Genomic DNA, 25,825 nt, shown 5'->3' on the forward strand with positions numbered 1-25,825 from the left:
GCTCATTCGCCAAGTCGACAACCTCGAGCGAACTCGAGGTCAAGCGGTGCGGATCTAAGATCCCCCCATGCTGATCGTCGCCGGATATCTACGGGTCACCGATCGCGACCGCTACCTCGACAGCTGCCGGGAAGTCGTCGCGCTGGCCCGCGCCGCCGAAGGCTGCCTGGACTTCAGCCTCGGCGCGGACCTGATCGAACCCGATCGGGTGAACGTCTACGAGCGCTGGGCGACCCGTGCCGCGGTGGAACGCTTCCGCGGCACGGGCACCTCGGGCGACCTCGACGCCCAGATCATGGGCGCCGACGTCCGGGAATTCGAGTACGAGACCGAGACCCGGCTCTAGCCGACGACCGCGGTCTCGGACTCCCACTCCTGCGGCGCGTCCGGGAACGCCTGCTGCTGGTGGCCGCCGCGCAGCGTGCCTTCCAGGTAGGCCGCCCGACAGGCGCGGCGGGCGATCTTGCCGCTGGACGTGCGCGGAATCGAACCCGCGGGCACCAGCAGCACATCCCGGACCATGACGCCGTGCCGCTGCGCGATCGCGGCGCGCACCGTGTCGGCCACCGACTCCGACTCGACCTTGCCGCCACCGGTATTGCGCTCGGCGACGATGACCAACTGCTCCGAGGCGTCCTCGGCGTCGAGGGTCAGGCCGGAGCGGCTGCCCCGTTCGAAGACCAGTGCGGGTAGTTCGTTGGCCGGCACCGAGAACGCCGCGACGAATCCGGGACGCAGCGCCGTACTGGATTCCTGGGCCGAGAACTCCAGGTCCTGCGGATAGTGGTTGCGCCCGTCGATGATGACCAAGTCCTTGACCCGGCCGGTGATGTACAACTCGCCGTCGAGGTAGGCCCCGAAATCGCCGGTACGCATCCAGTTGGCGTCCGGCGGCGTGCCCTCCGCGTGACTGCCCTCGGGCAGCCGCTCGGCCAATTCGGCGCGAAAGGTGGCCTCGGTCTCCTCCGGGCGGCCCCAGTATCCGATGCCCATGTTCTCGCCGTGCAGCCAGATTTCCCCGACCTCGCCATCACTTCGCTCGGTGCCGTGTTCGGGATCGACGATCACCGCCCACTGCGACCGCGCGACGTATCCGCAGGACACCTGGGCGATGGCGTTGTCGGCATCCGCGGCGACCTCGACCATCCGCCCGGCGTTCAACTCGGTCCGGTCGACGTGGACGACCTTCGCCTTGTCCTGCGCCCGGGTAGCGGAAACGAACACTGTCGCCTCGGCCATTCCGTAGCAGGGCTTGATCGCCGTCTCCGGCAACCCGTACGGCACGAACGCCTCGTTGAACTTCTTCATCGACGACACCGACACCGGCTCGCTGCCGTTGATCAATCCGATCACATTGGACAGATCCAATTCCTCGCCCGGTTTCGGCTTGCCACGCGCCGCGGCGTGCTCGAACGCGAAATTGGGCGCGGCCGCGAAAGTCCCGGCGCCGTCGGAGGCGGCGGCCAGTTCCTTTATCCAGCGGTACGGGCGGCGTACGAAGGCGCTCGGCGACATGATGGTGATGAACCCGCCGCCGACGGTCGGCAGGATCACGGCCAGCAGACCCATGTCGTGGAACAGCGGGAGCCAGGTGACGCCCCGCGAATTCTCGGTGACGCCGATGGCGTCGATCATCTGCAGCAGGTTGGTGCCGACCGCGCGGTGGGTGATCTCCACACCCGCGGGCGTCCGGGTGGAGCCCGAGGTGTACTGCAGGTAGGCGACGCTGTCGATGTTGATGTCCGGACGCACCCACGAGGCGCCGACACCGTCCGGAATCGCCTCCACCGCGATGATGCGCGGACGCTGCGGCGGCGGCAGGTGCCGGAAGAATTTCCGCACGCCGCTCGCGGCGGAACCGACCGTGAGGATCGCGGCGGGCGTGCAGTCACCGAGCACCGCGTGCAAGCGGTCGGTGTGACCCTGTTCCTCCGGATCGAACAGCGGAACGGCGATATTGCCCGCGTACACGGCGGCGAACAGCGCGACCACGTAGTCGAGCCCTTGCGGGGCGAGGATCGCCACCCGGTCGCCCGGCTGCGTGACCTGTTGCAGCCGCGCCGCCACCGCGCGCAGACGCACACCGAATTGCCGCCAGGTGAGTTCCAGGTATTCGCCGTCCCTTTCCCGCGAGTAGTCGATGAAGCGGTAGGCGAGGTCGTCGCCGTTCTCCCTGCTGTGCTTGTCGACGAAGTCGATCAGGGTCTTGTCCCCCCGAATTCTGATATTGCCCTGATCGTCCAGGTAGTCGTCGAAGGTTTCGTCGATCATCGCCTTATCCTTTTCCAGCGCACAGACACTCGGGCCGTGCAATGACACCGAACACAGGTCGATAACGAAGCGTCGGGAAGGCTAGCAGGTGTCCCGGCCACCTGACGGTCAGTACCGGCCGAAAGCGAGCGCGACGTTGTGGCCGCCGAATCCGAACGAGTTGTTCAGGGCGTAATCGATCCGGCCGGGCCGGGGGCTGCCGTGCACCACGTCGAGATCGATTTCCGGGTCCTGATTGTCCAGATTCAACGTGGGCGGCACTATTTCGTCGCGCACGGTGAGCACGGTCAGCACGGATTCGAGCGCGCCGACCGCGCCGATGGAATGACCGAGGGCCGATTTGGGCGCGTAGACGGACGCGTGAGCGCCCACCGCCTGGCCGATCGCGCGCGCCTCCGCCGTGTCCCCGATCGGGGTGGCGGTCGCGTGTGCGTTGACGTGCGTGACGTCGGCCTTGGCCAGACCGGCCGTGCGCATCGCCCGCGTCATCGCGCGCGCCGCGCCGGTGCCCTCCGGGTCCGGCGCCACCAGGTGGAAGCCGTCCGAAGTGATGCCGGCCCCCATCAGCCGGGCATGGATGGTCGCGCCGCGCGCTTTCGCGTGCTCCTCGGTCTCCAGCACCAGCAGCGCGCCCGCCTCACCGAAGACGAAACCGTCGCGGTCGGCGTCGAACGGGCGCGAGGCGCTCTTCGGCGTGTCGTTGCGGGTGCTCATCGCGCGCATCATGGAGAACGCCGCGATCGCCAGCGCCTGGATGGAGCCCTCCACCCCGCCGGTGACCACCATGTCGGCATCGCCCATGACGATCGTCCGCCACGCGTTGGCGATCGCCTCCGCCCCGGAGGAGCAGGCCGACACCGGCGTCGTCACCCCGGCCTTGGCGCCGAGTTCCAAGGCGACGCAGGCCGCTGCGCCGTTCGGCATCACGGCCTGGACGGTGTACGGCGACACCTTGCGGTAGCCGCCGTTGTGCAGCTTGTCCCGAGCGTGGATCATCGCTTCCGCGCCTCCGAGCCCGGTGCCGATGGACACCGCCAGACGGTGCTTGTCCACCTCGGGGCTGCCCGCGTTGCGCCAGACCTCACGCCCGAGCACGACGGCCAACTGCTCGACATAGGCGAGCCTGCGGGACTCCGCCGCATCCAGATACGCCGTGGGCGGAACTTTCAGATGCCCGCCGATGCGGACCGGCAGCTCGAAATCGTCGATGAAATCGTCGTCCAGGACGTCGATACCGCTGTCGCCGTTGAGCAAGCCCTTCCACGTGGAATCCACGTCACCCGCGAGAGACGTGGTCGCCGCGAGGCTTGTGACCACCACGGAGGGAAATCGTCCGTTTTTCGTGGAAGGCATCTGCATGTTTCGCTCACTTTCCCTAGCGTCGCTCTGGAACTTCGTCGAGCAAAAGCAATGCGCGAGCGCGCCACCAGGATCGTGGGCGGCCCGCACTGATGGCACTGGAGCGCAGGCGGAACGGCCGGTCATCACGTCCGTGTGCGACCACCCTTGTGCATTATTGGAAAAGCGCACCGATCGCACGGCGTGACACGCGGACCGTACCAGGTGCCGGTGGCGATGGTCGCGTGTTGGGGGATCGCCCCGGACGACTCGAGTAACCTGCTCCCCGGGCACGGGGCGCGCGGGCGGCGTCCGGTGTGGACGCGAGAAAGGGAAGGTCGTTGACGGGCGCGCGGATGGTCGGGCTGTTCGCCGGGATCGGCGGGCTCGAACTCGGCCTCGGCAGGCACGGCTGGCATACCGAACTGCTGTGCGAGATCGAGCCCGGGGCACAAGGCGTGCTCGCCGCCCGTTTTCCGGACGTGCCGCTGCATTCCGACATCACCAGGCTGCGGGCCATCCCGGCGGGAACGGAACTGGTCGCGGCGGGATTTCCGTGTCAGGACCTCTCGCAGGCAGGCCGCACCGCCGGCATCACCGGCACGCGCTCCGGTCTGGTCGACGAAGTGTTCCGGCTGGTGCGTCGCAAGCGCGGCCCGCGCTGGCTGGTGATCGAGAACGTGCCGTTCATGCTGCAACTGGGGCGTGGCGCGGCCATGCGGCACATCACCGGCGCGCTCGACGAACTCGGCTACACCTGGGCCTACCGTGTGGTGGACGCCCGCGCCTTCGGGCTGCCGCAACGCAGGCAGCGGGTGGTGATGCTGGCCTCGCGTACCGAGGACCCGCGCGGGGTGTTGTTCGGCGAGGACGCCGGTCCCCGCACGGTCGGCGATCCCGGGATCGACCCGTGCGGCTTCTACTGGACCGAGGGGGTGCGCGGACTCGGCTGGGCGGTGAACGCGGTGCCGACGCTGAAGGGCGGCTCCGCGCTCGGCATCGCGAGCCCGCCCGCGGTGCGGCTGCCGTCCGGGGAGATCGTCACGCCCGGCATCGTCGACGCCGAACGTCTCCAGGGCTTCGACGCCGGCTGGACAGCGCCCGCGACCGAACTGCCGGGCATCAGGAAGGGCCACCGCTGGAAGCTGGTCGGTAACGCGGTGAGCGTGCGGATGGCGTCCTGGGTGGGCTCGCGGCTGGCCGCTCCGCTCGAGCCGGTCTCCGGTGGTCAGCCGCTGGCGCCGGGCACCCCGTGGCCGGTCGCCGCGTGGGGGCATGCCGGTGTGGCCTATCGCGTGCCGGTCTCGACCTGGCCGGTGCACGAACCGTACGAGGATCTGGCCGGCTTCCTCACCGACGCGCGGTTGCTCTCCGCGCGCGCGACGGCCGGCTTCCTCCGCCGCACCACCATGGGCAGCCTGCGTTTCCCGCCCGGCTTCCTGGCCGATGTGGAAAGTCATCTGGACCGGATGGGCGGCTGGGCGGCATGAACCGGCCGGCTACCGACGCGGCCACCAGCGCGCGGATGGCGCGCCAACGGCGCACCGGAACCGATCCCGAGCTCGCGCTGCGCCGGGAACTCCATCGCCGCGGGTTGCGCTACTTCGTCGACCGCGCACCCATCCGGGGTCAGCGCAGGCGCGCCGACCTGGTCTTCCCGCGCCGCCGCGTCGCGGTCTACGTCGACGGCTGCTTCTGGCACCGCTGCCCGCAGCACGCCACCGACCCGAAGAACAACGCCGAATGGTGGGCGGCCAAACTGGCGGGCAACGTGGCCCGCGACCGGGCCACCGACGCGGCGCTCACCGCGGCGGGGTGGCGCGTGGTCCGCGTCTGGGAGCACGAGGATCCCGTCAGCGCGGCCGACCGCGTCCAGGCGACGTTGTCAGCGGTGCCGGACCCGCACCAGTGAACGCGGAGCGTGTGCGGCCAGATAACCGGACATCACCATCACCGTGATGACCGCTAATCCGGCGGCGGCAGTCGCGAAACCGAGCATGGGAACCTCCTCGAGTTGCAGCTGTCGTCCAGCGTGCCGGGCGTAGCTGACAAGACCCTGTGTGCCGGATGGTAGTGACGTGTGCGGCCTGCCGCTGTCCGGCGCGCTCTAGAAATCAGCACAATGGGGACGTGACGGGTGGCTCGGAGAACGCCGTTCGGCGCGTACGACCGGTATCGGTGCTGGTCGCCGCGGCGATCGCATTCGCGGGGCTGTGCTATTCGTCCTGGGTGCTGCAGTTCCTGCTGCCCATCGACCTCGACCCGGTCGACACCTTCCTCAGCGAACTGGACGCCGAGGGAAAGCCGTACCGCGAAGTTTTCGCGACCGCGGACCTGATCGTCGGGGCCGTGCTCATGCCCGCGGCCATCACGGGCCTGCTGTCGTTCCCGCGGCGCCGACCGACCGACGTGGGCTGGATCGCGCTGTTCTGCTTCGGCGCGGCGACCATCGCCGACGTCGCCCTACCGCTGCGTGACTGCACGCCCGGCGAGAGCGGATGCGGCGGCCCGAGCCGACTGTTCCCGCAACTGCATCAGCCGCACGCGCTGACGAGCACGCTGGCGGTCACCGGCATCGCGGTCGCCGCCTTCGCCTTCAGCCTCGCCGCGTTCCGCTATCGACGCTGGCGGGTACTGCGCGAATTCGGGCTCGTCGTGCTGGTGACCGGTGCGCTGGCGACGGTGTGGATGCTGGTGGCCGACAACCTGCCGGGGAACTACGCCCTCGGCATCGCCCAGCGCATCCAGGTCGGATCCATGTCCCTGTGGTTGATCACCCTGGCCGTCGCGGTCATCGTGGAGGACCGGCAGCCGCCGCCCAGAGGGCCGTGCGATGCTTTCGCGCATGAGTGATCGCGTGAACATCTCCTCGGGTTCGGAATTCGAAGATATCGTCGGCTATTCGCGGGCGGTCCGGCTCGGCAACGTCATCGCGGTCAGCGGGACCACGGCCTCGGCCCCCGGCGGCACCGCCGTGGGCGGCGACGATATCGGCGAGCAGACCAGAGAGACCCTGCGGCGCATCGGCTCCGCCCTGGAAGAGGCGGGCGCGAATCTGGCCGACGTCGTGCGCACCCGCATCTTCGTCACCGACATCACCCGCTGGCCCGAAGTCGCCAAGGCGCACGCCGAGGTGTTCGGGGAGATCCGTCCCGCGACGGCGATGTACGAGATCAAAGGTTTGATCACCCCGGCCTTGCTGGTCGAGATCGAGGCCGATGCGATCGTCGGAGGGTAGGCAAGGTTTGGGACCCGGCCCGTCGTTCGCGGCGGACGGGCCGAGCCTCGCTAGGGTCGAAACCGTGACCACCGCCTCGCAGACCCCCGTGCAGCTCGACACCGTCGCCGAGGCGACCACTCGCCTGCTCGACACCATTCGCGGACTCGACGAGAGCGCCGTCAGCGAGCCCTCCTTGCTCCCCGGCTGGACCCGCGGCCACGTCCTCGCACATCTCGCTCGCAACGCCGACAGCCTGGTGAACCTCCTGCTGTGGGCGCACACCGGCGTGGAGATCCCGCAGTACGCCAGCGCTTTCTTGCGCGACGCCGACATCGAGGCGGGCGCGCCCCGCCCGCTCGCCGAGCACCTCGCCGACAACGAGGCCGCCGCCACCCGTTTCCTCGGGCTCGCCCGCTCCCTCACCGACGACGCGTGGCAAGCACAGGTCCGCACCCGCCAGGGCCGCCCCATCCCCGCGACCGAAGTCCTGTGGATGCGTCTGCAAGAGGTCGAAATTCACCACGTAGACCTCGCCGCGGCCTCCACCCCCGCCAACTGGCCCGCCCCTTTCGTCGCCCGCATCCTCCCCCAAGCGACCGCCGACCTCGCCCGCCTCACGGCCGACACCACACTCGCCTTCACCATCCAGGCCACCGACACCGACTACACCGCCACCATCGGCCCTTCCCCTGCCCACACCATCTCCGGCCCCGCCTCCTCCCTCGCCGCCTGGCTCCTCGGCCGCAGCCCCGGCACGGGCCTCACCGGCGACCTCCCGCCCCTCCCCGCCTGGAAGTGACCCGCGAGTGGCACCGGGGCCGGAGACCAGCGTTCCTGTGACAGCACCCGGCACCCACACCCTCCGCGTCCGTGCCACCGACACCACCGGAACCACCCAGCCCGCTCAGCGCCGCCCACCGATGCCGGTCGGCGCGACCGGCCGGCATTCCCGCACGGTCAGCGTGCGATGAGATGTTTCGTGCGCCGTGGGCGGGTAGCCACCCCTTGACACCCGACCGACACCGACCGAGTCGGATTCCGTCGTAGGAGGAGTGGTGACCGATGACATCGACCAACGTCCAGCCTAAGAGCGCCTCTGGTCCCGACGCCGAACCGTTCGAGACGGTCGACGCCTATACCGGCGAAACCCTGGCCGAACTGTCCTATCTGTCGACCGAGCAACTCGATGCCCTGCTCGAACGCGCGGACGACGCCTATCGGTCCTGGCGCGCGAAACCGGTCGAGCAGCGTGCGCGGGTGGTGTCCGCCGCGGCGGATCTGATGCGCGAACGCAAGGACGACCTCGCCCGGCTGATCACGCGCGAAATGGGCAAACGCATTTCCGAGAGCGAATTCGAAGTCGACCTCGCGGCGAGCATTCTGCAGTATTACGGCGAGAACGGACCGCGCATTCTGGAGCCCACCGCACTGCCGGTCGAGGAGGGCGAAGCCCAGCTCGTCAACCCACCGCTGGGGGTGCTGCTCGGCATCCAGCCGTGGAACTTCCCGCTCTATCAGGTGGTGCGGTTCGCGGCGCCGAATCTGGTGCTGGGCAACACGATTCTGCTCAAGCACGCCAAGATCTGCGCGCTCACCGCGCTCGAACTGCAGAAGATCTTCACCGACGCCGGCGCGCCCGAAGGGGTCTACACCAACGTCTTCCTGCGGATCTCGGACGTCGAGCACGTCATCGCCCAGCCCGCTGTCCAGGGCGTATCCCTCACCGGCAGCGACGCCGCCGGTGCGTCGGTGGCCGAGATCGCCGGGCGGCACGTGAAGAAATGCGTACTCGAACTCGGCGGCAGCGACCCCTTCATCGTGCTCGACGCCGACGATCTGGACGCCACGATCGATGCGGCGACCGCAGGGCGGCTGGCGAATACCGGTCAAAGTTGTGTCGCCGCAAAGCGTTTCATCGTACCTGACGAACTGTACGACCGCTTCGTGGCCGGTCTGGCCGAGCGGTTCGGCGCGTTGCGCCCGGGCGACCCGTCGGATCCGGAGACCACACTCGGACCGCTCTCCTCTCCGAAGGCCGCCAAGGACCTGCTGGAACAGGTTCAGGATGCCCGCGAGAAGGGCGCCACGGTGGTCACCGGCGGCGGCCGCCCCGACGTACCGGCGCCGGGACGCCGGGACGTGTTCGTCGACGCGACGGTGCTGACCGATGTCACCCCAGATATGCGCGCCTATTCCGAGGAGCTGTTCGGGCCGGTCGCGGTGGTGTACCGCGTCGGCGACGAACGCGAGGCGATCGAGTTGGCGAACACCTCGAAGTACGGGCTCGGCGCCACCGTGTACAGCAGTGACCCGGACCGCGCGCGAGCGGTGGCCGAGCAGATCGCCAGCGGCATGGTGTGGATCAACCATCCGACGTCCTTGGAGTCCGATCTGCCCTTCGGCGGGATCAAGAAGTCCGGTTTCGGTCGCGAACTGTCCGAACTCGGCATGTTCGAGTTCGCCAATCGCAAACTGATTCGCTCCCTGCCCCGCAAGACCGAATCCGCCGGTGTCGCGGGCTGACCGTCTGGCTCGGACCCGACCGAGCCGGCCCTCCGGATGGACGCACTGTTCGAGTGACATTGTCGTCGAATGGTGTCGTCAGAGATGCGAGAAGGCCCCTCCGCTGCTACCGGAGGGGCCTTCTACCTGCGTGCGCCCGAAGGGATTCGAACCCCTAACCTTCTGATCCGTAGTCAGATGCTCTATCCGTTGAGCTACGGGCGCATGTGTTCTTCAGTTGTACCCGGTTTCCCGGGTGTGGCGGAGGCGAGAGGATTTGAACCTCCGGTCCCCGTGAAGGGACAACTCATTAGCAGTGAGTCCCATTCGGCCGCTCTGGCACGCCTCCTGGAGCCTTCTCTTCGAGGGCACCGGTCCTTTCGAACCGCCGAGCAGAAAGGTTACAGGAGCTACCGTCCAGATCACAAAACGGCTGGTCAACGCAGGTTACTGTCGAACCAATCGAAGATTCTGGTCTGCGAATCGACCGTATCTCCGTCGTCGGCCTCGGAGGTGTCGGCACGGTGGTGCAGGCCGGGGTAGGTGACCACCAGGCTGGCGACCGCGGCGCGGGCGGTCGCGTCACGTAGCTCGTCGACCTGAGCGGGCGGGGTAGCCGGGTCGTCCGCGCCGAACAGACCGAGCCAGGGCGCCTGCAAGTGGGGAGCGGCGCGCACGAGGGCGTCGGCCTGGTCGGTGAGCGGCTCGGTGATGCCGTGCGCCGCGACGCTCACCGCGGCGCCGATCGGACGATTGGTCGCGACCAGGAAGGCGGCGGTGCCCGCGGAATCGAAGCCGAGCACGCCGATGGTGTCGGGGAACACCCCGCGCCGGGTGAGCCAGTCGAAGCAGGCGTCGAAGTCCTCGAACAGCTCGTCACCGAAGACCCCCGCGCCGAGGTCCTCGTCCTCCCGATGGAAGAGTTTGGGCGCGATCACGGTCCATCCCTCGCCGGCCAGCGCGTTCATCAGGTCGCGTAACGCGCCGGTGAACTCGCGCGACTCATGCAGCACCACGATCCCGCCGCGGGCGTTTCCTTCCGGCTCCACCACGGTGATGGGCACCTGCCCACCGCCGGTCGGCCGCTCGTCTTCCTGGTCGCTACCCCGCAGCGGGGCCATATCGTCGTAGGTGCCCGACATGAAACCAGCGTAGGGCGAGTTCCCGATCTGCGGTAGAAATTGCACGTGGGGGCCTATAACCCAGAGAATTTCCGGTACGCCGACCGGGTTGGAGACGGCGCGGATTAGGGTTGGAGTGTGACAGCGCAGATCCGGCCGGACCTCGAATCGATCCCGGCGTACACCCCCGGCCGCAGCAATCCAGGCGCGGTCAAATTGGCCAGCAACGAGACGACCGTCGGGCCGCTGCCCGCCGCCGCCAAGGCCATCGCCGAGGCGGCCGAGTTGGCCAACCGGTATCCGGACAATCAGGTCACCGAGCTGCGGACGGCGCTGGCCGAATTCCTCGGAGTCGGCTACGACAATGTCGCGGTCGGCTGCGGCAGCGTGGCGCTCTGCCAGGAACTGGTACAGATCACCTGCTCGTCCCCGTCCGACGAGGTGCTGTTCGCGTGGCGCTCGTTCGAGGCCTACCCGATCGTCACCAAGGTGGGCAACGCCACCGCCGTGCAGGTCCCGCTCACGCCGGGTCAGGTGCACGATTTGGACGCGCTGGCCGCCGCCGTCACGGAGCGGACCAAGTTGGTCTTCGTCTGCAACCCGAACAACCCGACCGGGACCGCCGTCGGGAAGACCGAGCTGGTCCGGTTCCTGGACGCGGTGCCGTCGCACGTGCTGGTGGTGCTGGACGAGGCGTACTACGAGTACGTGCGGCTGGCCGACCACCCCGACGGCGTCGAGATCGGCCGCACCAGGCCCAATGTGGTTGTGCTGCGCACCTTCTCCAAGGCATACGGCCTGGCCGGCCTGCGGGTGGGTTACGCGGTGGGCGCCCCGGCGGTGATCACGGCGCTGCTGAAGGTGCATATCCCGTTCAGCGTGAACCGGCTCGCGCAGGCGGCGGCGATAGCGTCGCTGGAGTCGCGCCACGAATTGCTGGATCGCACCGACCTTCTGGTCACCGAACGCGAACGGGTGCGCGACGCGCTGGTGGCGCTGGGGTACCCGGTGCCGCCGAGCGAGGCGAACTTCGTCTGGCTGCCGCTGGGGGCGCGCAGCGCCGAATTCGGCGAGGCCAGCGCGGCGGCCGGGGTGCTGGTGCGTCCGTACGGAACCGACGGGGTGCGCGTCACCATCGGCGACCCGCACGAGAACGATCTCTTCCTGAGCTTCGCCGGTGAGCCGGAGGTGCTCGCCCGGTTCCTGGGTTAGCGGACTCCGATCGCGGGCGCGATCGTCGGCCAGGACAGCGCGAGCTCGTCCTCCCAGTACGGCCAGGAGTGCGTGCCGGTGGCCCGGAAGTGGGCGGTGATCGGGATGCCGAGCGACCGCAGCCGATCGGTGAGCCGCCGGGTGCAGGCGTTGGTGGCGGCCTCCAGCGGCCCGCCGAACGTGATGGCGCTGGGCAGGTCGACGTTCGGCGTGCCGGGCACGTCGTGCACGCCGGGCAGGCCGCTGCCCACCGACAGGTAGATCGTCTTGCCGCGCAAGGCGTCCGCGTGCAGGGTGACGTCGTGCGCCAGCCAGTCCGGGTCGTCCTGTTTGCCGAACATGTTGTCCGGCTCGCCCATGTAGGTGGCCACCACGGCGCGCGCCTGCGCCTGGCCGATGTCGGTACCCATCGAGAAGCAGCCGCTGTGCGCCGCGATCGCGCGGTAGAGCGTCGGCTGCCGGAACGCCAGCATCATCGCCGCCTCCGCACCCATGGAGACGCCCATGACCGCGTTGGTGCCGTTGCCGTCGAACTTCGCGTCGATCAGCGGGGGCAGCTCCTTGGTCAGGAACGTCTCCCACTTGTTGGTCCCGAGCACCGGGTCGGGCTGCTGCCAGTCGGTGTAGAAGCTGGCCGGGCCGCCGACGGTGAGCACGACGTTGACGTCCTTGTCCGCGTAGAAGCGGTCGGCGTGCCCGAGTTCGGTCCAGTTGTTGCTGTCGGGGCTGGCGCTGCGGCCGTCGAGCATGTACACCGTGGGCCGAGGGCGCGACTGATCGCGCGGCAGCAGCACCTGCACCTCGACCACCCGGCTCATCGCGGGGGAGGCGACGTACACACGCAGCCATCGATCATTGATCGGTTCGATGCGCTCGATCCGAGGTGTGGACGGTTGCTTACTGGTGGGCTCGGCCGGGCCTGGGCCGTCGGCGGAACCGGTATTCACCGGCGGCGGTTTGCCGGGCGCCGCCGTGACCTGCGGGGCACCGAAGGACACCGCACCGGAGACGAGTGCGGCACTGATCAAGGCGCTGGAAAGCCAACGCCGCACCCCGCGGCGACACAGCATGCGAACCATCCTGCCAGAGACGTCGAGGGTGGGCCGAAGCCCGTTGTCCGGTCGAGGAGTACAACCGCGCTCACCGTGCGGCCAGACCGTCCTGCCAGCGCCGCTCCACACCGGCGAAACGCCACACCGCGAGGGCGACCGCCCAGGTGAGCACGAACAGCCCGACGATGATGAAGCCGAGATCGCCCAAATCCAGATTCCCGATCCAGGCGAGGACGCCCGATTCCACTTCGAGCCTCTCGGCGAAGATCGAGATGATCTCCTGCCCGCCGATCAGCAGTGCCACCGCGACCGACAGCCCCGTGATCACCAGGTTGTAGTAGATCTTGCGCACCGGCCTGGCGAAGGCCCAGTCGTAGGCGAAACTCATGAACGAGCCGTCCAGCGAGTCGAACAGCGCCATGCCCGCCGAGAACAGCACGGGCAGCACCAGGATGGAATACCAGGGCAGCCCGGTGGCCGCCGCACCGCCCGCGATCACCAGCAGCCCGACCTCGGTGACCGTGTCGAAGCCGAGGCCGAACAGCACGCCAACCGGATACATGTGCCCGGGCCTGCGGACGAGGCCGATCACCGGCCGCAGCACCCGGTTGAGCAGGCCCCGGCTGTCCAGCTGCCTTTCCAACTGCGCCTCGTCGTACTCGCCGCGGCGCATCTGCCGGAACACCCGCCAGATCCCCACCAAGGACGCCAGATTCAGCAGGCCGATCAGGATCAGGAACGCGCCGGAGACGCTGGTGCCCCACAGGCCGGTCCAGCGTTGCAGAGCCGAATCCTCGTCCTCCAAGCCGGCCGCCAGGGCTCGTACGCCGAACGCGAGCAACGCCACGAGCACGAACACCACCGTGGAGTGGCCCAGCGCGAACCAGAAGCCGACCGTCTGAGCCCTCTTCTTCCCGCTCTCCGCCACCAGTTTTCGCGTGGTGTTGTCGATCGCGGCGATATGGTCGGCGTCGAACGCGTGCCGCATACCGAGCGTGTACGCCGTCACTCCGAGGCCCACGCCGAACACCGAACCCTCGATCACATAGTGATTCGGCGCGACGAACAGCAGGAGCGTCCCCCAGCCGAGGACGTGCAGGGCGACGACGGTGACGGCCATACCGATGACACTGCGCACGAGCGAACCCCTCACCCCCGAAAAGCAGACCTGGTCAACGATACTGGACACCGCTTGTCCCGGTTCGCGTCTCCGGCTGATCCAGCAAATCCAGCAAATCTTGGCACACCATCAGCACACCGGTCGTACGCTGAGCGCCGGGCCTTTTCCGGGTATCGAACTAGGACGGGCATGACCGGGTATTCGCACCGTCGGCGTCGAGGTCACCGCGCCGCGCTTCGCCGCGCGATGCGGACCGGACGCCCGGTTCGCAGCCGCGACCGTCCTTCCGTCATCCCGGCGAGGCGTGCGCGGAGGCTATTTCGTGGCATCGACCCCGTGCGCCTTCGCGGACCCCCGCGACGCCGGCGGTACCGGCGCGAATTCTCTGCTCGATTCTTCTGTTCCACCGCAGGATCCATGCCCGACGGAGAAAACCGTGAATCCAGTGTCACCCGCCTACTCGCTCGAACACGAATCGAACACGACGCCTTGCCTTCCCGATCTGGAACGCCGAATGCGGGAGTGCGACGAGTTCTTCCGGCTGCCGGAACTGGCGCACCTGAGCGCGCGGCGCAGGCGCAGCGCGCTGGAACAGCTCGAAATGACCGGCACCTATCTCCAGACCGCCGAGGAGATCCTGATCGGAGCCAAACTCGCGTGGCGTAATCACGCCCGCTGCGTGGGCCGCAAACACTGGCGCTCGTTGAAATTGCTCGACGCCCGGCGGGTGCGCACGGCGCGCGATCTGGCCGAGGTCTGCTGGCAGCACCTGCACATGGCCACCAACGGCGGCGCCATCCAGTCGATGATCACCGTGGGGCCGCCGCGGCAGCCGGACGGACGCGAGTTCCGCATCGTCAGTCCGCAGATCATCCGCTACGCGGGCTATCGCAACGGGGACGGCACGGTGACCGGTGACGCCGCCAACGTCGAGCTCACCGAATTCGCCATGAAACTCGGGTGGCACGGCGCCGGAACCCCGTTCGACATTCTTCCGCTGCTGATCAGCACACCGGACGAGCCGATCCGCTGGTTCGACATCCCGCCCGAGCTCGCGCGCGAGGTGGAGCTCGAACACCCGGAGTTCGAGTGGTTCGCCGGTCTGGGCCTGCGCTGGCACGCGTTGCCCGCCGTGTCCGACATGAACCTCGAGGTCGGCGGCATGACCTATCCGTTCGCGCCGTTCAACGGCTGGTACCTGGGCGCGGAGATCGGCGCGCGCAATCTCAGCGACGCCAACCGCTACAACATGCTTCCGCTGATCGCCGAGATGATGTGCTTGGACACCAGGGCCGAACGCAACCTGTGGCGCGATCAGGCGCTGGTGGAACTCAACCGCGCGGTGCTCTACAGCTTCCGCAAATCGGGCGTGTACATCGTCGACCACCACACGGTCGCCAAACAGTTCTGCGATCACGTCCAACGCGAGGAAGCCGCCGGCCGCCCTTGCCCCACCGACTGGTCCTGGATCAACCCACCGATCTCCTCCGGGCTGACCCCCACTTTCCACCGCTACTACGACCCGCCCGACCTGGACATCCGCCCGAACTTCGTCCGCAGGGAGTTCGCTGCGGACCTGGGGTTGTAACCAGCGCGACAGCCGAATCGGACCGACGGGGTCGCGCCGAACCATGCTCAGCGCGACCATCAGCCCGAGGCCCAACCATCAGCCCGAAGCCCGACCGTCGGCAGAAGGCCCGGCCATCGGCGAGACCCGCCATCAACGGAAGCCGTGCCATCGGCAAGAGGCCCAACCACGAACGGGGGTCCGGGGGCGAAGCCCGCCGGGCGGGGTGCGGGGGTCGCACCCCCGCAGAATATTGCGGAACGAGCCCCGGCGAATGCTCTCCATGAGCATGCGTCGCCCAGCGAGTGGAGCGGAGACGGAGGGATTTGAACCCCCGGTCGCTCTCGCGACGCTCGCTTTCAAGGCGAGTGCATTCGGCCGCTCTGCCACGTCTCCAGGGACACGATCGTAGCGGACGAGTCAGCCGGGGTGCTTGCCGATTTCCTCGTCGACGCGTCCGAAGACGTCGCCGATCACGTCGAGCTGGGCCGGGGCGAGCAGATCGATGAAATGGCGGCGGACGGCTTCCACGTGGCCGGGGGCGGCGGCTTGCAGTCGGCGCAAGCCCTCGTCGGTGAGTTCGGCCAGCACGCCGCGGCCGTCCTCCAGGCAGGTGTTGCGGCGCACCATCTGCTGCGCCTCCAGCCGCCGGATCTGATGGGTCAGTTTGCTGCGCGAGGACAGCACGCCGTCGGCCAGCTCGCTCATCCGCAGCGAGCGGTCGGGCGCCTCGGAGAGCAGGACCAGGATGCGGTATTCGGCGACGGTCAGGTCGCTGTCCCGTTGCAATTGACGATTCAGCGCCGTCATCAAGCGCTGGTGGCCGTCCATGTAGGCGCGCCACGCGCGCTGCTGCGCCGGGGTGAGCCAGCGTGGCTCGGCCAGGACGCGACCGCTCGGTTCGGGATGCACGGTGGCCATTCTATGCGTGGCGAACTGCGGAAATGGGCATCTCTCGCAGGTCAGCGCACCGTGGACAGCAGTGCGCGGTTCACCTCGGCCGGACTGGTGCACCCGGAGAGGCCGAGCGCGGAGTCGAAATCGGCCAGCAGCGCCCGCAACGCGTGCCGAACGCCCGCGGCCCCCGCCAAGCCGAGACCGTAGGCCCACGGCCGCCCGTACAGCACCGCTTTCGCACCCAAGGCCAGCGCGACGAGCACGTCCGAACCGGTGCGCAGCCCGGAGTCGAACAGCACATCGGCGCGGTCGCCGACGGTGGCGACCACCGCCGGGAGCGCGTCCAGCGCCGCGATCGAGCCGTCCACTTGGCGGCCGCCGTGATTGCTCACCACCACGGCGTCCGCGCCGGCGTCCACCACCTGGCGCGCGTCGTCGGGATGCAGGATGCCTTTCACCGCGATCGGAAGGTCGGTCCACTCGCGCAGCCGGGCGAGATCGGCAGGCCGCAGCGTGTGATTGCCGAACAGCCCCACCCAGGTGAGGATGGCCGTCCGCATCGCTTCCTCGCTCTCCTCCGGCGCGGCGGGCAGCTTGGCCCGGAACACCGGATCGGACAGATAGTTGGCGATGCCCTTGCCGTGCAGGAACGGCAGGTGGGCCTGTTCCAGGTCGCGCGGCCGCCAGCCGAGGGTGGGAGTGTCCACGGTGACCACGATCGCCGAGGCTCCGGCTCGCTCGGCACGCCGGACGAAGGAACAGGCCAGTTCGTCGTCGGCGGGCCAGTACAGCTGGTACCACCACGCACCGGCCGCCGCGCCGACGTCTTCGATGGTCGAGGACGCCGCGGTGGACAGCACGGTCCCGATGCCGAGCTCCGCGGTCACTTCGGCCGCGATCACCTCGCCGCCCTCGTGCAGCAGTTCGAGGACGCCGATCGGCGCGGTGAGCACGGGCGCCGCCAGCTTCGTGCCGAGCGCCTCGACGGACAGATCGCGTGCGCCGGGGCCGGTGGAGCCACGCAGCATCCGCGGCAGGATGCGGTACCGATCGAAGGCGGATCGATTGGCCGCGGCGGTGCGTTCGGCGGACGCGCTGCCCGCGACATACGCGAAAGCGGCCGGATCCAGTCTCTGCTGTGCGAGCGACTCCAAACCCGCGGCGGTCATCGGCCACTCGGGTGTCGAACCACCCAGCCCAGCCAAGTAGATCTCGTTCTGGAAATCGATGAAGCCGCCACTCACCACCGGAACGGTAGTCCGTGACGCCGATCACCGCAGGCCGCTTGCCGGATTGCGTTTGCGCGAGTGTTTCCGTCCGTGTTCCGGTCGGGCGCTCCGACGCGGGGGGCAGCGCGCAGCCGTCGGTGCGCGCGGAGCACTATGGCACGGTGCGCGCGATTGATCTGAAAGGTTCCGGCGGCCCCGAGGTCATGTCCCTCGTCGAGGTGCACGACCCGAAGCCCGGGCATGGCGAAGTGCTGATCCAGGTGGCCGCGGCGGGCGTCAACCGGGCCGATCTGTTGCAGCGTCAGGGCTACTACCCGCCCCCTCCCGGAGCCAGCCCGCTGCTCGGCCTCGAATGCTCCGGTGTGATCGCCGAGATCGGTGACGGAGTGCGCGAGTGGGCGGTCGGCGATCGTGTCTGCGCCTTGCTGTCCGGCGGCGGTTACGCCGAACGGGTCGTGGTGCCCGCGACTCAGGTGCTGCCGGTCCCGGACGGCCTCGATCTGGGCGCGGCGGCGGGGCTGCCCGAAGCGGCGGCGACGGTGTGGTCGAACCTGGTGATGACCGCCCACCTGCGGTCCGGCCAGCTGCTGTTGATCCACGGTGGCGGCAGCGGGATCGGCACGCACGCCATCCAGGTTGCCAAGGCGCTCGGCGCGCGCGTCGCGGTGACCGCCGGGTCGGCGGAGAAGCTGGCGCGCTGCGCGGAGCTCGGTGCGGACGTGCTGATCAATTACAAGGAGGACGACTTCGTCGCCGCCGTGCGCGCCGAGCGATCGGGGGCGGGCAGCCCCGGCGCGGATGTCATCCTCGACAACATGGGTGCGGTCTACCTGGGACGCAACGTGGACGCGCTGGCCGACCACGGCCGCCTCGTGGTGATCGGCATGCAGGGTGGCGTGACCGCCGAACTGAATGTGGGTGTCCTCTTGCGCAAGTGGGGCACCGTCCACGCCACCAACGTGCGCGCGCGGCCCGCGACCGGCGTCGGCAGCAAGGCGGAAATCGTGGCGGAGGTGCGTCGGCAGCTGTGGCCGCTGATCGCCGACGGCACAGTCGCGCCCGTCATCGCGGCCGAATTGCCGATCGAGGAGGCCGCCGAAGCGCACCGGCTGCTGGACTCCGGCGAGGTGTTCGGCAAGGTGGTGCTGCGGGTGGCGGAGCTGTGAGCGCCGCTCACTCCAGCGCCAGCAGGGCCCTGCCCAGCTGCTCGATCTCGAACTTGGTGGTGTAGGGCGCGAGACCGATGGTCACCGCGCCGCCCTCGTCGTTGACGCCGAGCGCGTCCAGCAGCCTGCTGCCGCCGTGCACGCCGCTCACCGTGCCGATCCGGTTGTCGGCGAGCTTGGCCGCGACCTTCTCCGCCTGCATGCCCGCGAGCGTGAAGCTGACCGTGGGGATGCGGGTGGAGGCGCGGCCGATCACGGTGAGGCCGGGAATCGCGTCCAGCATGCTCATCAAGTGCTCGAACAGCTGGTCGTGGTAGTCCTGCAGCGAGGTGATCGACATCTCCAGTCGCTCGCGCCGGGTGCCGTGCGCCCGCTCGTCGAGTCCGGCCAGGAAGTCGATGGAGGTGGTCAGGCCCGCGAGCAGCGCGTATTGATGCCCACCGACCTCGAGCCGTTCGGCGCCCTTCGCGTAGGGGTTCAACGACATGGACGGGATCCGGTCCAGGAACGCCGGGTCACGGAAGACCAGCGCGCCGATCTGCGGACCACCCCATGCCGGCGCGCTCAGCGCGACGACGTCGGCGTTCAGTTCATCGATGTCGATCAGCGCGTAAGGCGCGGCGCCGAACGCGTCGGCCACCAGCAGGCCGCCCACCTCGTGCACCCGGTCCGCGGCCACCCGCACGGCGGGCGCCGAACCGACGATCGGCGAAGCCGCGGTCAACGCGACCAGTCGCGCGGTGGGGCCGATCAGCTCCTCGAACTGCCAGGACGGCATCTCGCAGGTCTCGATCTCCACCTCGGCCCAGCGCACGTGCGCGCCGTAGCGGTTGGCGATGCGCAGCCACGGCGCGACGTTCGCCTCGTCGTCCAGCCGGGAGAGCACGATGCCGGTGCCGAGGCCGAGCCGCGAGCTCAGCGATTCGGCGAGCCAGGCAAGCAGGACCGCGCGGTCGGGGCCGAGGACGACGCCCGCCGGGTCACCGCCGACGAGGTCGGCGACGGCCTCACGGGCCGCGTCCAGAATCGCCGCGCTGCGCACCGCCGCGCCGTTACGGCCGATATGTGAGAAGGAGGAAGTCCGAAAACCCGTCGAAACAGCGCGGGACACCGCGTCCGGAACCAGCATGCCCGATTGCGGGTCCAGATGGATCCAGCCGTCGCCCAGGGACGGTATCAGGCCCCGAACCCTCGCGACGTCGTAAGTCATGCTGGCCACTCTAAGGGCAGCGGACGAGCCTGTGTAACCGCGTTCCCCTCCACATCGTGGCGGGAGCACAGCGACCTGGGACTCAGCATGGCGACCGACTTTCGAGAAATCCGAACCACACGACCCGAACAGAATAGAACGCCAGGCCCGCGCGGCGGCGCGGACCGGCGGCGCGCGCCGGAGCGGGCCGCGACGCCCGGCCCCGGAGCACCGGCTTAGCGCGTTCGGGCCGGACACGACATGATAGGGACCATGACGCACTCGGACGAGGCACCGGACCACATCGTCGTTGTCGGACCCGACGGCAGGCCGTTGGCCATACCCGCGGCGGCCGGATCGGAGGCGCCCTTCACCGCACAGGTGGTGACCGACGATAACAAGGACGAGTCGGATGACCGGGACGACTCCGGCGAATCGCTCGCCGACATGGTCGAGCAGCCCGCGAAGGTCATGCGGATCGGCACCATGATCAAGCAGTTGCTCGAGGAGGTGCGCGCGGCTCCGCTGGACGAGGCCAGCCGCAATCGCCTCAAGGAGATCCACACGTCCTCGGTGCGGGAACTGGAGCAAGGGCTCGCCCCCGAACTGCGGGAGGAACTCGAACGGCTCACCCTGCCGTTCACCGACGAAGGGGTGCCGTCCGACGCCGAACTGCGGATCGCGCAGGCGCAGCTGGTCGGCTGGCTGGAGGGCCTGTTCCACGGCATCCAGACCGCGCTGTTCGCCCAGCAGATGGCGGCGCGCGCCCAGCTCGAACAGATGCGCCAGGGCGCGTTGCCGCCCGGCATCCACGCCGCCGACCCGCGCGGCGGCCAGGCGAGTCACGTCACCGGCGGTTCCGGCCAATACCTGTGAGCGTGTGCCACGCGGTGGCGCGAAGCCGCAAGGGTAGTCTCGTGCACCGTGCCCGCCGCTGCCGCTCGCTCCGACTCGGTCAACGACCCGAGTGCGGTGCGTCCTGAAGAGAGCTCAGTTGGTTCCGATGACCAAGCGCGTTCAGATGACAGCTCGCCGTCCGAATCGGCCGAGCACACGGCGCCGTCCGGCGACGACTCGCAGGAGCGTCCGGTGAGCGCGGCCACGCCCGAGGCGCAGACCCTGCACGCCGGGGCCACCGTCGCGAAGATCGCGCCGGACTCCCAGACGTTCCGCCGTGCGTTCCAGGACTTCGCCGGTGGCTTCGCGCAGCGTGAACTGTGGCTGTCGCTGGGCTGGCAGGACATCAAGCAGCGCTACCGCCGCTCGGTGCTCGGCCCGTTCTGGATCACCATCGCCACCGGCTTGCAGGCCGTGGCGATGGGCGTGCTGTACGCGGCGCTGCTCGGCCAGCCGCTGCGCGAGTATCTGCCCTACGTGACGGTGGGGCTGATCATCTGGAACGTGATCAGCGCGAGCATCCTGGAGGGCTCGGAGGTCTTCATCGCCAACGAGGGCCTGATCAAACAGCTTCCCTCGGCGCTGAGCGTGCACGTCTACCGGCTGGTGTGGCGGCAGCTGCTGTTCTTCGCCCACAACATGGTGATCTACCTGGTGATGCTCGCCGCGTTCGGCGTGTGGCGCCATCTCGGGGTGGCCAGCCTGATGGCGATCCCGGCCATCGCGCTGATCTTCCTCAACTCCATGTGGGTATCGATCGTGTTCGGCATCTTCAGCACGCGTTACCGCGATATCGCGCCGATTCTCGGCAGCACCACGCTGATGCTGTTCGTGCTGACGCCGGTCATGTGGACGACGAAGACCTTGCAATCGCAGATCACCGGCGACCGCGCGAAACTGGCCGAACTCGTGCCGACGTTCCACTATCTCGAAATCGTCCGGGCGCCACTGCTCGGCGAACCGCAAGAACTGCGGCACTGGCTGGTCGTCGGCGCGATCACCCTGGTGGGTTGGATCGTCGCGATCCTGGCCATGAAGCAGTACCGTTCGCGCGTACCGTACTGGGTATAGGAGCGCCCCGATGAGTCGTGTGAGTATCGAGACCCAGGAAGCCTGGGTCGAATTCCCGATCTTCGACGCCAAATCGCGGTCGCTGAAAAAGGCGTTCCTCGGCAAGGCGGGCGGCGCGATCGGACGCAATCAGTCCGACGTCGTCGTGGTCGAGGCCCTGCGGGACATCAACTTGTCGCTGAAAGAGGGCGACCGCGTCGGCCTGGTCGGGCACAACGGCGCGGGCAAATCGACGTTACTGCGCCTGCTTTCGGGCATCTACGAACCCTCGCGCGGCAGTGCCCGCATCCGTGGGCGGGTGGCGCCGGTGTTCGATCTCGGCGTCGGCATGGATCCGGAGATCTCCGGCTACGAGAACATCATCATTCGCGGCCTGTTCCTCGGGCAGACGCGCAAGCAGATGCTGTCGAAGATCGACGAGATCGCGGATTTCACCGAACTCGGCGAGTACCTGTCCATGCCGCTGCGCACCTATTCCACCGGTATGCGCGTGCGCCTGGCGATGGGCGTGGTCACCTCGATCGATCCCGAAATCCTGCTGCTCGACGAGGGCATCGGCGCCGTCGACGCGGAATTCATGAAGAAGGCCCGGCTGCGGTTGCAGTCCTTGGTCGCACGGTCCGGCATCCTGGTTTTCGCCAGCCATTCCAACGAATTCCTCGCGCAACTGTGCGATACCGCGCTGTGGATCGACCACGGCCAGATCCGGTTGCGGGGGGGCATCGAAGAGGTGGTGCGGGCCTACGAGGGGCCGGAGGCGGGGAATCACGTCGCGACCGTGCTGCGCGAGATGGAAGCCGAACGGGCCGGAACAGACCAGCGAGAATTGGAGCGGAATCAAGCATGAGCGGTCAGGCCCGGAGGCGGCGGCGAAGCGTGACCACGGAAGGTCCCGCTCGCGCGGGAAAGGCCGCAGCATGAGTGAGCCGACCGGGACCGAACTCGCTGGAACGGACGCCGGTGCGCGGCAGCGGATCGTGGCCGTCGTCGTCACGCACAAGCGCCGCGAACTGCTCGCGGAGTCGCTGAAGGTCGTCACGTCCCAGTCCCGGCCGGTGGATCACCTGATCGTGGTCGACAACGGCAACGAGCCGGAGGTCGCCGATCTGGTGCGCGATCAGCCGGTGGAGTCCACCTACCTGGGTTCGGCGCACAACCTCGGCGGCGCGGGCGGATTCGCGCTCGGCATGCTGCACGCGTTGAGCATGGGCGCGGACTGGGTGTGGCTCGCCGACGACGACGGCAGGCCCGAAGGCCCCGACGTGCTGTCCACGCTGCTGGACTGCGCGAACCGGCACGGCTTGGTCGAGGTCTCACCCGTGGTCTGCGACATCGATGAACCCGACCGCCTCGCCTTTCCGCTGCGCCGCGGCGTGGTCTGGCGCCGGCTGCGCTCGGAACTCGGCGACGACGATTTCCTGCCCGGCATCGCCTCGCTGTTCAACGGCGCGCTGATCTCCGCGCGGGCGGTCGACGTGATCGGGGTGCCGGACCTGCGCCTGTTCGTGCGCGGTGACGAGGTCGAGGTGCATCGCAGGCTGGTGCGCTCCGGGCTGCCGTTCGGCACCTGCCTGCAGACGGCGTACCTGCATCCCAACGGCGCGGCCGAGTTCAAGCCGATCCTCGGCGGCCGGATGCACACGCAGTACCCGGACGATCCGGTGAAGCGCTACTTCACCTACCGCAACCGGGGCTACCTGATGTCCCAGCCGGGCATGCGGAAACTGCTTCCGCAGGAATGGGTCCGCTTCTCCTGGTTCTTTCTCGTCACTCGCCGCGATCCGGCCGGCCTGCGCGAATGGTTCCACCTTCGCTCCCTCGGCCGCCACGAACAGTTCGGCAAACCCGACTGAGTCCGGCGGGCCCGCGCGTCGGGTCGGGGATCCGAGAGGCGCTTCCCGATCGGATCGGAAATTCGGTTGCGCCCAGCGGGGTCGGGTGCAAAAGTGAGCGGAGCCGCGAGAGAGGTAAGGAGGTGTGGACCGTGACGAGGAACGTTCGGGTTGTCGTGTCCTGGCGAGCTGACTTCCGTCGTGCCGCCACACGAAACTCCCCCTCATTCTCCGCTCGCTGAACCCTTCTCGGGTTCGGCGCCCGACGAAGGATTCCTTCCACCATGGTCGACCACGACCTTCTCGTCCCTTACGGCTGGACCGAAGCCGTTTCCACCAGCTACGCCGCGCTGATCGAGGAAGACTGCGTGCCGGCGCGGGTGATTCGCATGGATCGCAGTGAATGCGACGCGATCACGCCGAACGGGCTCGCCCGCGTCCGCTGCCCGCGCCCGGATTCCGAAGTCAGCGGGTTGTGCACCGGCGACTGGGTGACGGTCGACGCCACCTCGTCGGTGCGGCGGCTACTTCCGCGCCGGTCCGCGATCGTGCGCTCGTCGGTGTCCGGCCGGTCGCAGGGCCAGGTGCTCGCCGCCAACGTCGACACCGTGCTGATCTGCACCGCCGCCGACGGCGATGTGGACCTCGGCCGCATCGAACGCATGCTGGCGCTGGCCTGGGAGAGCAATGCCCAGCCGATCGTGCTGCTCACCAAGGCCGACGCGGCCGACGACATCCCGCTCGACGAGGTACGCGCCGTCGCACCGGGCGCTGCCGTGCTCGAGGTGAGCGCGAACACCGGTCTGGGGCTGGACGTGCTCACGGCGATGCTCGACGGCACCGTCGCGCTGCTCGGACCCTCCGGTGCTGGGAAGTCGACCCTCGCCAACGCGCTGCTCGGCGCGGAGGTCTTCGCCACCAACTCCGTGCGCGACACGGACAAGAAAGGCAGGCACACCACGGTGCACCGGGAACTGCGCCCGTTGCCGGGCGGCGGCACCCTGATCGATACGCCAGGGCTGCGCGGCGTCGGATTGTGGGATGCGGGCGAAGGAATCGAGAAGACCTTCAGCGACATCGAATCCCTTGCCGCGCAGTGTCGTTTCGGCGATTGCGCGCACCACGGCGAGCCGGGGTGCGCGGTGCGGGAGGCGATCGACAGCGGCGAGCTGACCCAGCGCAGGCTCGACAGCTACGACAAGCTGGCCCGGGAGAACGAATGGATGCGGGCGCGCACCGACAAGCGACTGCAGGCCGAGCGACAGCGGGCCTGGCGAGGCATCGTCAAACAACAGCGCCGGATGTACCAGGAGCGGAACTCGGGCCGCTGATCGAGCGAGGGGCACGGTAGGGTGCCCCTCGCATCGTTCGCTATCTGGGAGGGATAGATGAGTCAACCCGGCGGGTACCCGCCACCCGGTCAGCAGCCCGGCCCCTGGCCCGGGCAGCCGACGTTCGGTCAGCAGCCGCCAGTCGGCCAGTACCCGCCTCCGCAGGCGCCCGCGCAGTACGCGCCGCCCGCGGGGCAGCATCCGAGCCAACCGCACCTCGCCCAACCCCAGCCGCCGTATGGGCAGCCGGCGCCGCAATTCGCCCAGCCCGCACCGCAATACGGTCAGCCGCAGCCGTACGGCGGGCCACAGCAGTTCGGGCAGCCGCAACCGTATGGGCAACCGCAGCAGTTCGGTCAGCCAGGCTATGGTCAGCCTGCCGATCCGCCGGGCATCACCATCGACGCCTCGTACTCGCTGTGGACGTTCGTGCTCGCGCTCACCAAGCCGAAGATCCTGGTCAACGGCCAGCGGGTGCCCAACACCCGCTGGGGCGCGAACCACATCCCGGTCGGGCCCGGCCAGTACCACGTCCGGGTCACCACCCCGTGGTTGTTCGACATGGGTCAGGCGAACGTCACCGTGCCGATCGCCGAGGGACAGGCGACCCGGTTCTACTACAAGCCGCCGGTGGTGATCTTCCTCAACGGCGCGATCGGACCGGTTCCGCAGAAGGCTCCGGGCATGGTGTTCCTGTACATCGTCTGGGCCTTGGTCGCAGTGATGTTCCTGCTGAACATCGTTTTCATCGCCTCGATCTGATTCGAGAGGGCACCGGCGGCCGGTGCCCTCTCTTCGCATTACCTATGC

24 protein-coding genes and 3 tRNA genes are annotated in these 25,825 nt (G+C 68.6%); 16 read left to right on the forward strand and 11 right to left on the reverse strand.

Going from position 1 to position 25,825, the window contains the following annotated elements:
• Positions 1 to 67 precede the first annotated feature (67 nt).
• Positions 68 to 346, forward strand: a complete 279-nt coding sequence (locus ACWEKR_RS20695; RefSeq protein WP_195084968.1) for a putative quinol monooxygenase — start codon at positions 68 to 70, stop codon at positions 344 to 346.
• Here ACWEKR_RS20695 and fadD32 read toward each other — a convergent pair.
• Together fadD32 and ACWEKR_RS20705 are read right to left on the reverse strand one after the other, a co-directional pair.
• Positions 343 to 2,271, reverse strand: a complete 1,929-nt coding sequence (gene fadD32, locus ACWEKR_RS20700) for a long-chain-fatty-acid--AMP ligase FadD32 (RefSeq protein WP_452355853.1) — start codon at positions 2,269 to 2,271, stop codon at positions 343 to 345. The two genes, ACWEKR_RS20695 and fadD32, sit on opposite strands and share 4 nt — an antisense overlap.
• Before the next feature lie 108 nt (positions 2,272 to 2,379).
• A complete protein-coding gene (locus ACWEKR_RS20705) occupies positions 2,380 to 3,630 on the reverse strand; it encodes a KasA/KasB family beta-ketoacyl-ACP synthase (RefSeq protein ID WP_452355854.1) in 1,251 nt (416 codons plus the stop codon).
• 335 nt (positions 3,631 to 3,965) lie between these two features.
• Here ACWEKR_RS20705 and ACWEKR_RS20710 point away from each other — a divergent pair, with 335 nt between their 5' ends.
• The 6 genes from ACWEKR_RS20710 to ACWEKR_RS20735 all read left to right on the forward strand — a co-directional run bounded on the left by ACWEKR_RS20710 (position 3,966) and on the right by ACWEKR_RS20735 (position 9,352).
• Positions 3,966 to 5,099 (forward strand): DNA cytosine methyltransferase, encoded by a 1,134-nt coding sequence (locus ACWEKR_RS20710; protein ID WP_452355973.1) that lies wholly within the window; start codon positions 3,966 to 3,968, stop codon positions 5,097 to 5,099.
• Entirely contained in the window at positions 5,096 to 5,521 is a 426-nt protein-coding gene (locus tag ACWEKR_RS20715) for a very short patch repair endonuclease (RefSeq protein ID WP_452355855.1), read from the forward strand. Before ACWEKR_RS20710 ends, ACWEKR_RS20715 begins: the two co-directional genes overlap by 4 nt.
• A 218-nt stretch (positions 5,522 to 5,739) precedes the next feature.
• On the forward strand, positions 5,740 to 6,462 hold the full coding sequence (locus ACWEKR_RS20720) for a DUF998 domain-containing protein (protein WP_452355856.1): 723 nt from the start codon (positions 5,740 to 5,742) through the stop codon (positions 6,460 to 6,462).
• Entirely contained in the window at positions 6,455 to 6,847 is a 393-nt protein-coding gene (locus tag ACWEKR_RS20725) for a RidA family protein (protein ID WP_452355857.1), read from the forward strand. The genes ACWEKR_RS20720 and ACWEKR_RS20725 overlap by 8 nt, the downstream gene beginning before the upstream one ends.
• 64 nt (positions 6,848 to 6,911) lie before the next feature.
• A complete protein-coding gene (locus ACWEKR_RS20730; RefSeq protein WP_452355858.1) occupies positions 6,912 to 7,628 on the forward strand; it encodes a maleylpyruvate isomerase family mycothiol-dependent enzyme in 717 nt (238 codons plus the stop codon).
• Between the two features lie 263 nt (positions 7,629 to 7,891).
• Complete coding sequence (locus ACWEKR_RS20735; RefSeq protein ID WP_452355859.1) at positions 7,892 to 9,352, forward strand: NAD-dependent succinate-semialdehyde dehydrogenase; 1,461 nt, start codon at positions 7,892 to 7,894, stop codon at positions 9,350 to 9,352.
• Between the two features lie 131 nt (positions 9,353 to 9,483).
• On the opposite strand, the gene ACWEKR_RS20740 is transcribed toward ACWEKR_RS20735, so the two are convergent.
• The 3 genes from ACWEKR_RS20740 to ACWEKR_RS20750 form a co-directional block, all read right to left on the reverse strand.
• Positions 9,484 to 9,556, reverse strand: a tRNA-Arg gene (locus tag ACWEKR_RS20740).
• 34 nt (positions 9,557 to 9,590) lie between these two features.
• A tRNA-Ser gene (locus ACWEKR_RS20745) sits at positions 9,591 to 9,680 on the reverse strand.
• Positions 9,681 to 9,768: 88 nt separating this feature from the next.
• Positions 9,769 to 10,473, reverse strand: coding sequence for a dienelactone hydrolase family protein (locus tag ACWEKR_RS20750; RefSeq protein ID WP_452355860.1), 705 nt, complete (start codon positions 10,471 to 10,473; stop codon positions 9,769 to 9,771).
• Between the two features lie 117 nt (positions 10,474 to 10,590).
• On the opposite strand from ACWEKR_RS20750, the gene hisC reads away from it, so the two are divergent.
• Positions 10,591 to 11,664, forward strand: coding sequence for a histidinol-phosphate transaminase (gene hisC, locus ACWEKR_RS20755; RefSeq protein WP_159844643.1), 1,074 nt, complete (start codon positions 10,591 to 10,593; stop codon positions 11,662 to 11,664).
• Here hisC and ACWEKR_RS20760 read toward each other — a convergent pair.
• Both ACWEKR_RS20760 and ACWEKR_RS20765 read right to left on the reverse strand, forming a co-directional pair.
• On the reverse strand, positions 11,661 to 12,734 hold the full coding sequence (locus ACWEKR_RS20760) for an alpha/beta hydrolase (RefSeq protein ID WP_452355861.1): 1,074 nt from the start codon (positions 12,732 to 12,734) through the stop codon (positions 11,661 to 11,663). The two genes, hisC and ACWEKR_RS20760, sit on opposite strands and share 4 nt — an antisense overlap.
• Positions 12,735 to 12,804: 70 nt before the next feature.
• The gene (locus ACWEKR_RS20765; protein WP_452355974.1) at positions 12,805 to 13,836 is read right to left on the reverse strand and encodes a HoxN/HupN/NixA family nickel/cobalt transporter; all 1,032 of its coding nucleotides are present in this window, start codon (positions 13,834 to 13,836) and stop codon (positions 12,805 to 12,807) included.
• A gap of 514 nt (positions 13,837 to 14,350) precedes the next feature.
• Between ACWEKR_RS20765 and ACWEKR_RS20770 the strand changes: the two genes are divergently transcribed.
• The gene (locus ACWEKR_RS20770; protein WP_195085161.1) at positions 14,351 to 15,424 is read left to right on the forward strand and encodes a nitric oxide synthase oxygenase; all 1,074 of its coding nucleotides are present in this window, start codon (positions 14,351 to 14,353) and stop codon (positions 15,422 to 15,424) included.
• Between the two features lie 290 nt (positions 15,425 to 15,714).
• On the opposite strand, the gene ACWEKR_RS20775 is transcribed toward ACWEKR_RS20770, so the two are convergent.
• The 3 genes from ACWEKR_RS20775 to ACWEKR_RS20785 form a co-directional block, all read right to left on the reverse strand.
• Positions 15,715 to 15,799 (reverse strand) — tRNA-Ser (locus ACWEKR_RS20775).
• 24 nt (positions 15,800 to 15,823) lie between these two features.
• A complete protein-coding gene (locus ACWEKR_RS20780) occupies positions 15,824 to 16,234 on the reverse strand; it encodes a MarR family winged helix-turn-helix transcriptional regulator (protein ID WP_452355975.1) in 411 nt (136 codons plus the stop codon).
• A gap of 131 nt (positions 16,235 to 16,365) precedes the next feature.
• Positions 16,366 to 17,544: a lactate 2-monooxygenase gene (locus ACWEKR_RS20785; protein WP_452355862.1), complete on the reverse strand. Its 1,179-nt coding sequence runs from the start codon at positions 17,542 to 17,544 to the stop codon at positions 16,366 to 16,368.
• A 146-nt stretch (positions 17,545 to 17,690) separates the two neighbouring features.
• Here ACWEKR_RS20785 and ACWEKR_RS20790 point away from each other — a divergent pair, with 146 nt between their 5' ends.
• A complete protein-coding gene (locus tag ACWEKR_RS20790; protein WP_452355863.1) occupies positions 17,691 to 18,695 on the forward strand; it encodes an NAD(P)H-quinone oxidoreductase in 1,005 nt (334 codons plus the stop codon).
• A 7-nt stretch (positions 18,696 to 18,702) separates the two neighbouring features.
• Here ACWEKR_RS20790 and ACWEKR_RS20795 read toward each other — a convergent pair whose 3' ends face one another.
• Positions 18,703 to 19,905, reverse strand: coding sequence for a cysteine desulfurase-like protein (locus ACWEKR_RS20795; RefSeq protein WP_195084981.1), 1,203 nt, complete (start codon positions 19,903 to 19,905; stop codon positions 18,703 to 18,705).
• Between the two features lie 252 nt (positions 19,906 to 20,157).
• On the opposite strand from ACWEKR_RS20795, the gene ACWEKR_RS20800 reads away from it, so the two are divergent.
• The 6 genes from ACWEKR_RS20800 to ACWEKR_RS20825 all read left to right on the forward strand — a co-directional run bounded on the left by ACWEKR_RS20800 (position 20,158) and on the right by ACWEKR_RS20825 (position 25,777).
• Positions 20,158 to 20,760: a bacterial proteasome activator family protein gene (locus ACWEKR_RS20800; protein ID WP_452355864.1), complete on the forward strand. Its 603-nt coding sequence runs from the start codon at positions 20,158 to 20,160 to the stop codon at positions 20,758 to 20,760.
• 213 nt (positions 20,761 to 20,973) lie between these two features.
• On the forward strand, positions 20,974 to 21,852 hold the full coding sequence (wzm, locus tag ACWEKR_RS20805; protein ID WP_452355865.1) for a galactan export ABC transporter permease subunit Wzm/RfbD: 879 nt from the start codon (positions 20,974 to 20,976) through the stop codon (positions 21,850 to 21,852).
• A 10-nt stretch (positions 21,853 to 21,862) separates the two neighbouring features.
• On the forward strand, positions 21,863 to 22,699 hold the full coding sequence (gene wzt, locus ACWEKR_RS20810) for a galactan export ABC transporter ATP-binding subunit Wzt/RfbE (RefSeq protein ID WP_063019080.1): 837 nt from the start codon (positions 21,863 to 21,865) through the stop codon (positions 22,697 to 22,699).
• A gap of 70 nt (positions 22,700 to 22,769) precedes the next feature.
• On the forward strand, positions 22,770 to 23,705 hold the full coding sequence (gene glfT1, locus ACWEKR_RS20815) for a galactofuranosyltransferase GlfT1 (protein WP_452355866.1): 936 nt from the start codon (positions 22,770 to 22,772) through the stop codon (positions 23,703 to 23,705).
• Positions 23,706 to 23,968: 263 nt separating this feature from the next.
• Positions 23,969 to 25,015, forward strand: a complete 1,047-nt coding sequence (gene rsgA, locus ACWEKR_RS20820) for a ribosome small subunit-dependent GTPase A (protein ID WP_195084984.1) — start codon at positions 23,969 to 23,971, stop codon at positions 25,013 to 25,015.
• A 57-nt stretch (positions 25,016 to 25,072) separates the two neighbouring features.
• Positions 25,073 to 25,777: a hypothetical protein gene (locus ACWEKR_RS20825; protein WP_452355867.1), complete on the forward strand. Its 705-nt coding sequence runs from the start codon at positions 25,073 to 25,075 to the stop codon at positions 25,775 to 25,777.
• Positions 25,778 to 25,825: the final 48 nt, after the last annotated feature.

The sequence above is a fragment of the Nocardia sp. NPDC004573 genome, from assembly GCF_053602135.1.

Excerpts from the sequence above, each read along its gene's own strand:
- ACWEKR_RS20695 (WP_195084968.1), top strand. The coding sequence starts at position 68 with ATGCTGATCGTCGCCGGATATCTACGGGTCACCGATCGCGACCGCTAC.
- fadD32 (WP_452355853.1), bottom strand. The coding sequence starts at position 2,271 with ATGATCGACGAAACCTTCGACGACTACCTGGACGATCAGGGCAATATC.
- ACWEKR_RS20705 (WP_452355854.1), bottom strand. The coding sequence starts at position 3,630 with ATGCAGATGCCTTCCACGAAAAACGGACGATTTCCCTCCGTGGTGGTC.
- ACWEKR_RS20710 (WP_452355973.1), top strand. The coding sequence starts at position 3,966 with ATGGTCGGGCTGTTCGCCGGGATCGGCGGGCTCGAACTCGGCCTCGGC.
- ACWEKR_RS20715 (WP_452355855.1), top strand. The coding sequence starts at position 5,096 with ATGAACCGGCCGGCTACCGACGCGGCCACCAGCGCGCGGATGGCGCGC.
- ACWEKR_RS20725 (WP_452355857.1), top strand. The coding sequence starts at position 6,455 with ATGAGTGATCGCGTGAACATCTCCTCGGGTTCGGAATTCGAAGATATC.
- ACWEKR_RS20735 (WP_452355859.1), top strand. The coding sequence starts at position 7,892 with ATGACATCGACCAACGTCCAGCCTAAGAGCGCCTCTGGTCCCGACGCC.
- ACWEKR_RS20750 (WP_452355860.1), bottom strand. The coding sequence starts at position 10,473 with ATGTCGGGCACCTACGACGATATGGCCCCGCTGCGGGGTAGCGACCAG.
- ACWEKR_RS20760 (WP_452355861.1), bottom strand. The coding sequence starts at position 12,734 with ATGCTGTGTCGCCGCGGGGTGCGGCGTTGGCTTTCCAGCGCCTTGATC.
- ACWEKR_RS20765 (WP_452355974.1), bottom strand. The coding sequence starts at position 13,836 with ATGGCCGTCACCGTCGTCGCCCTGCACGTCCTCGGCTGGGGGACGCTC.
- ACWEKR_RS20770 (WP_195085161.1), top strand. The coding sequence starts at position 14,351 with ATGCGGGAGTGCGACGAGTTCTTCCGGCTGCCGGAACTGGCGCACCTG.
- ACWEKR_RS20780 (WP_452355975.1), bottom strand. The coding sequence starts at position 16,234 with ATGGACGGCCACCAGCGCTTGATGACGGCGCTGAATCGTCAATTGCAA.
- ACWEKR_RS20795 (WP_195084981.1), bottom strand. The coding sequence starts at position 19,905 with ATGACTTACGACGTCGCGAGGGTTCGGGGCCTGATACCGTCCCTGGGC.
- ACWEKR_RS20800 (WP_452355864.1), top strand. The coding sequence starts at position 20,158 with ATGACGCACTCGGACGAGGCACCGGACCACATCGTCGTTGTCGGACCC.
- wzt (WP_063019080.1), top strand. The coding sequence starts at position 21,863 with ATGAGTCGTGTGAGTATCGAGACCCAGGAAGCCTGGGTCGAATTCCCG.
- glfT1 (WP_452355866.1), top strand. The coding sequence starts at position 22,770 with ATGAGTGAGCCGACCGGGACCGAACTCGCTGGAACGGACGCCGGTGCG.
- rsgA (WP_195084984.1), top strand. The coding sequence starts at position 23,969 with ATGGTCGACCACGACCTTCTCGTCCCTTACGGCTGGACCGAAGCCGTT.
- ACWEKR_RS20825 (WP_452355867.1), top strand. The coding sequence starts at position 25,073 with ATGAGTCAACCCGGCGGGTACCCGCCACCCGGTCAGCAGCCCGGCCCC.